The sequence below is a fragment of the Peribacillus sp. AS_2 genome, from assembly GCF_026891895.1.
Lineage (GTDB): Bacteria > Bacillota > Bacilli > Bacillales > DSM-1321 > Peribacillus > Peribacillus frigoritolerans.
The window spans coordinates 458,957-464,984 of the sequence record NZ_JAPTGA010000004.1 but is presented as its reverse complement, the minus strand read 5'-3'; the positions used below and the strand labels follow the sequence as shown (position 1 = coordinate 464,984).

Annotated in this window: 5 protein-coding genes; 3 read left to right on the top strand and 2 right to left on the bottom strand. The window is 38.5% G+C overall.

The window, feature by feature from the left end; all coding sequences use genetic code 11:
* Positions 1-204: 204 nt before the first annotated feature.
* Positions 205-1,191, bottom strand: a complete 987-nt coding sequence (gene trpS, locus OTG27_RS10180; protein WP_095391845.1) for a tryptophan--tRNA ligase — start codon at positions 1,189-1,191, stop codon at positions 205-207.
* Between the two features lie 566 nt (positions 1,192-1,757).
* Here trpS and OTG27_RS10175 point away from each other — a divergent pair.
* Positions 1,758-2,903: a putative glycoside hydrolase gene (locus tag OTG27_RS10175; RefSeq protein ID WP_268936833.1), complete on the top strand. Its 1,146-nt coding sequence runs from the start codon at positions 1,758-1,760 to the stop codon at positions 2,901-2,903.
* A 56-nt stretch (positions 2,904-2,959) separates the two neighbouring features.
* On the opposite strand, the gene OTG27_RS10170 is transcribed toward OTG27_RS10175, so the two are convergent.
* Positions 2,960-3,148 carry a hypothetical protein gene (locus OTG27_RS10170; RefSeq protein WP_034314508.1) on the bottom strand — a complete coding sequence of 63 codons (189 nt, stop codon included), beginning with the start codon at positions 3,146-3,148 and terminating at the stop codon, positions 2,960-2,962.
* A 96-nt stretch (positions 3,149-3,244) separates the two neighbouring features.
* On the opposite strand from OTG27_RS10170, the gene OTG27_RS10165 reads away from it, so the two are divergent.
* Both OTG27_RS10165 and spxA read left to right on the top strand, forming a co-directional pair.
* Positions 3,245-3,826 carry a GNAT family N-acetyltransferase gene (locus tag OTG27_RS10165; RefSeq protein ID WP_268936821.1) on the top strand — a complete coding sequence of 194 codons (582 nt, stop codon included), beginning with the start codon at positions 3,245-3,247 and terminating at the stop codon, positions 3,824-3,826.
* Between the two features lie 1,442 nt (positions 3,827-5,268).
* Positions 5,269-5,664: a transcriptional regulator SpxA gene (gene spxA / locus OTG27_RS10160; RefSeq protein WP_034314502.1), complete on the top strand. Its 396-nt coding sequence runs from the start codon at positions 5,269-5,271 to the stop codon at positions 5,662-5,664.
* The last annotated feature ends 364 nt before the right edge of the window (positions 5,665-6,028 follow it).

Here is a 6,028-nt window from a genome sequence, read left to right as displayed (position 1 = left end):
CTTGATGAAAATCGAATCTGTCTACAGTTTTTTATGTGCAATTTGAAAATTTGCCTGAGCCCGCGGAGGAGTGACATATTTGGCAAGAATGTGAAAAGAATCACGAGAGGTCAACTTCTCCAAACAAACAAAAGGTTTCGGAATGATACCATTCCGAAACCTTTTGTTTACACACTGAGACGATTCGTTGAGAATCGTCTTCTTTTATCTCTTTCTGCCAAGTCCCATGCCATTATACATTTTTCTGATCATTTTATTGGCTTCAATATTTGCCTTTTCTGCACCGCGGTCCAGAATTTCATCCAATTCAGGTGAATCGATCAATGCATTATAGCGTTCTTGGATTGGTAGGATTTCTCCAAGAACCACCTCAGCCAAATCACTTTTAAAGTCACCATAGCCTTTGCCCTCATACATCTCTTCAATTTCTGAATAGGATTTTCCACTGAAAATGGAGTATATGGACATCAGGTTGGAAACACCTGCTTTGTTTTCCTTATCGTAACGGACAATTCCTTCCGAATCGGTAACTGCGCTCTTGATGTTTTTTTCGATTTGCTTCGGATCATCCAATAAGGCAATCGTCGCCTTTTTATTAGGATCGGATTTGCTCATTTTCTTGGTTGGTTCCTGAAGGGACATGATACGTGCCCCTTCTGTAGGGAGGCTGATTTCCGGGATTTTGAATATGTCATTATGCTTTTTATTGAATCGTTCAGCCAGATCGCGTGTCAATTCAAGATGCTGTCTTTGATCTTCCCCGACAGGGACCACATCTGTACTATAAAGGAGAATATCGGCAGCCATTAACGGCGGGTAAGTGAGCAGTGCTGCGGATACCCCCTCTTTGCCAGCGGATTTGTCCTTGAATTGTGTCATTCTCTCAAGTTCCCCAATATAGGATATACTCTGTAAAATCCAGCCTGCCTGTGCATGCGCTGGTACTTCTGATTGTATGAAGATGGTATTCTTTTCAGGATCCAGGCCAATGGCCAGATATAAAGCAGCCAATGTTTTAATGTTTTTCCTTAACTTGATGCGGTCTTGTGGAACTGTAATTGCATGTTGGTCAACAATACAAAAGAAACATTCATATTCATTTTGTAAGTTAACGAATTGTTTCATGGCTCCGATGTAATTTCCTAAAGTAACGGAACCGGATGGCTGAATGCCGGAGAAAATCCTTTTCAACTGCTAGTCACTCCTCTAAATACGTTTATTGATAAATGGATATTCGCTCTTCATTATTGTAAGGATAAATAGAAAATGAATCCACATTCTTTGAAAGAAATGTGCATGTTCCTGTGTGGGGAAACGCTCATTTGAATCTTGTGGAGGGCCGTTTTGTCCTGTATCGATGCCATTCTGAGAATACGAAATGTCCACTATACTGTATTTTAGCATTTATTCATATTAAATGTATAATCGAAACGGAAATCAAGCCATTAGAAAGGGTTTCCGTTTCTTTTTTTGACATGGAAGAAATGAAGGGTTCGAGGAAAATCAAACCGTTTAACAAATACCACAATGAGCAGACCATTTTAGGGAAGGATACTCACAAGGGAATACAGGATTGTGAACGTATTATTAAGCTGAAACTTTGTAAAGCAGTTTTTTTAATTATTTTCATATATAGGAGTAAAGTTAATTGTTTGTGGTATTAAAGAAAGGGGTTTATTATATTTGTTGAATATTGATGACTGATGGCGAATGAGGTGGAGAAAATGAAACCAATGTGTAAATGGTTGATGACAGGTATGTGCATATTCCTGATTCAACAGCCAGTTCATGCGCAAGGCATGAACGAAACGAGGCAGGTAGCATTAGAAAATAAAGAATTGCCTGCGAGCGTACCGCGTTTTGTTTTTGATTCGGGGTTGAAATTCGACTATCCGGATGCTGTACGCGGAATATATGTGACAGGGCCTGCAGCGGGTGGCAATAAACTGAATGAACTTATCAAATATGTAGATGAAACCGATTTGAATGCGATGGTCATTGACATTAAGGATGACAAGGGGAACGTAACGTATAAAACTGAAGATCCCGACTCTCCATATGCTGGGATTGGTAAAGACTACATAAAAAACCCAAGGGCAATGCTGAAAAAATTTGAGGGTAAACAGATTTATCCGATTGCAAGGGTTGTCGTCTTTAAAGACTCCCTTTTGGCCAAAGAGAAACCTGAGTTGTCTTTTTTAGATGGTGAAAAGGTATGGAAGAATGGTCGAGGGGAAGCCTTCGTTAACCCATTCTTAAAAGAAGTGTGGGATTATAATGTCGGTATTGCCATTGAAGCGGCAAAGATGGGCTTTAAAGAAATTCAATTTGACTATGTCCGTTTTCCCGAAGGATTCGAAAATAAAGAAGATGATTTGAAATATGATGTCGGTGAATATGATGAAGCGAAAATGAGTCATACAGCCAAAAGGGTTCAGGCAGTTACGGATTTCGTAAGTTATGCGAGGAAACAACTGGAACCATACGATGTCAAAGTGTCGGTGGATATTTTTGGATATGCGGCTACATTGCCTGAAGCTCCCGGAATTGGGCAAAACTTCACAAAAATCTCTGAGAATGTTGATGTAATTTCCTCGATGATCTATCCGAGCCATTGGACATCTTATTTTGGTATCGAAAAGCCTGATTTGGAGCCTTATAATCTCGTTAAGGAATATGCGAAATTGGAGAACGGGAAGCTGAAGGAATTAAAAACACCGCCTACTTCAAGACCTTGGCTCCAAGATTTTACTGCCTCATATTTAGGTGATGGTAATTACCAAAGGTATGGTAAGGAAGAAGTGGAAGCCCAAATAAAAGCATTGAATGATAATGGTATTGATGAATACCTATTGTGGAATGCAGCAAATCGATATACAAAGGGAGTAGACTATACCCCATGAAAAAAAGGATGACCTAGGAAGGAAGTTCCTTCCGGTCATCCAAAATTCTCTCTGAATTACCGCTTTTTATTCCCGCCAACTTGACTCCACCCTGACTGAATTCGTTTCGATTGATCGAAAATATGAGAGTGACGTTTCCCGCCAAACCATTTTTCGCCGATGCCATTCGTCACAACGCCATTCACAGCCGTAATGCCAATAACGCAAGCGGCGACTAAAAAAAAGTCCAAAAAGTAGCTGATCATCAAAACCCTCCTAATATTTTCAAGCTATTCAAGTTCCATTGTAGTGGATAAGAAAAAATCTGGAAAGTATAAACTAGCAAAAGAGGAGATTAAATTATGAATTGGTATGAAAAGCTAAACCAGTATTTCCCTATCGAAGAAATGAAGTCAAAAGAACACATAGAAGTTCTTTTAGAAGATAAGCAGGAAATATATAAAAAGGATGAAGGTCCCGACCATGTTTTATTATATGTGGAAGGGGACGAGTTTATATTCGTTGATTACCTTTTTGTATCAAAGAAATCAAGGGGGCAGGGACTTGGAAGGAAATTAATTAAAAAGTTGCAAAAAAAGCAGAAAACGATCTTGCTGGAAGTAGAACCAGTACAAGAAAATGATGATGATACATTTAAAAGGCTGAAATTTTATAAAAGGGAAGGATTCAAGCACGCCTCTTCGATTTCCTACAGTAGAAAATCGCTTGCCACCAAGGAGAATACGCCTATGGAAATCTTGTACTGGCCGGCAAATCCATCTGTCGATGAAGAAGATGTATTTGATTTCATGAGAGAGATTTATTCTGAAATCCATACTTACAAAGATGATGATCTTTATGGTAAATCTTATCAAGATGTAGATGATGTACTTAGCTTGAATGCAGGTCAGGAAGCCGATATTTTTAAAGAGATGGAAGTTTGAGTAAAAAGGGCCGGTTGTTAACCTGCCCTTTTTAGTTTGTCGAGATCATGTTTTTTAAAAGGATAATTTGGTTAATATTCAATAAAGTCATATTGGATGTAACCTCCAATATATCGAGAAATATGCGACACTCCTGCCGAGAAGCTGGCTAGCCGAGACCCCACAGACGCTTGCGTCAAGGAGGCTTGGCAGACAGTCGGAGGAAAGGGAGCGGATTTCTGGAATCAACTGGAATGAAATTTTAAGAAAAAACCGTAGGCTAGACTCCTCCCGAACCAAATTTAAGATAAGGTGATCCTTGATGTTTTTTTTACTGTAATCCTTAGAGGATGGAAGAAATATGCGACACACCTGCCGAGATGCTGGCTAGCCGAGACCCCACAGACGCTTGCGTCAAGGAGGCTTGGCAGACAGTCGGCGGAAAGGGAGCGGATTTCTGGAATCAACTGGAATGAAATTTAAGAAAAAACCGTAGGCTAGACTCATCCCGAACAAATTTAAGACTAGGTGATCCTTGATGTTTTTATTACTGTAATCCTTAAAGGATGGAAGAAATATGCGACACTCCTGCCGAGAAGCTGGCTAACCGAGACCCCACAGACGCTTGTGTCAAGGAGGCTTGGCAGACAGTCGGCGGAAAGGGAGTGGATTTCTGGAATCAACTGAAATGTAATTAACAGAAAAAACCTTAGGCTATACTCATCTCGAACCAAATTTAAGACTAGGTGATCCTTAATATTCTTACTGTAATCCTTTGAGGATGGAAGAAATATGCGACACACCTGCCGTGAAGCTGGCTAGTCGAACCCCACACGCCGCTTGCGTCAAGGAGGCTTGGCAGACAGTCGGCGGAAAGGGAGCGAATTTCTGGAATCAACTGAATCGTTTTTTAGACTGAAGACTAACTGTCTTTTACTGGCATATTCTGCAGGGAAATGAATATCTATAACTTCTTGGATGGTAGATTACTCCCTTATTGCGGATTCTTTCGAATTACCTTTTTCACTTTTGGAAATATATGTGCTAAAAGAATGGTTTTTCTTGTAAAAGGAGGAATTTGCTTTTTATTAAAGAAAATATATTAACATGATCTTGTTTATTGACAAGGATTGGGGGTAAATAAAAGTAACGAGATAATTAAATAATCATGAGGGCCGAATTGAGAGTTAAATGAGAATGGCAGGTATGTTTTTTCAATTAGAAAATGTGGTCTTAATGTATTACATAAAAAAATGAAATAGCTATAGTACAGCCTGAACAGGAAGTTTTAAAGGATTTTTTCAAATATCAAAAAGGGTATTCATTTTAAAAAAATTAGTGTATAATAAGGAACATGAAATACTTATTTAAAATTATTTCAAATTAGAGTGGTACTTATGAATACTAATAGTAGATTTCCCCTCATAGATCACCGATTCTATATTTAGGGAGTGTGAGTAAGCATGGTAACATTATATACATCACCTAGTTGTACTTCATGCAGAAAAGCAAAAGCATGGTTAGAGGAACATGAGATTGGATATAAAGAAAGAAACATTTTTTCAGAACCGTTAACGATTGATGAGATTAAAGAAATTCTTCGAATGACAGAAGATGGAACCGATGAAATCATATCAACACGGTCAAAAACTTTCCAAAAGTTAAACGTAAATTTAGAGAGCCTGCCTCTTCAAGAATTATATAAATTGATCAAGGAGAATCCTGGACTGTTGAGACGTCCAATTATCCTTGACGAGAAACGGCTTCAAGTTGGTTATAATGAAGATGAGATAAGACGATTTTTACCACGTAAAGTTCGTACCTTCCAATTACGGGAAGCACAACGTATGGTCAACTAATAAGGTCTTTCAAGCTCTGCCAGGAAATGTGCAGGGCTTTTTCTTTATACATATCCGATTTTCCGCTGGTTTTTTTAACTTAATGACGGGGAACATAATAGGATTGATAGGCGACAGCGGCCGTTTCTTAGCTGCAACAGGTCCCTTGAACCGGTCATCATTTAAAGAAAAAAATAAGAATGCAGCTCATCATGCCATGTATATAATATGACATGGACGGCAGTAAGAGTGAAATTTAATAAAGCATTATGATAGTTGCATGCGGATGTATTTTTTTATAGAATGAATGGAATATTAGGCAAACAATTGTTTTTTAGATAAGTAATGTTTTTTATTTCCCTTCTTCAAGGTTTTGTCATAAAAT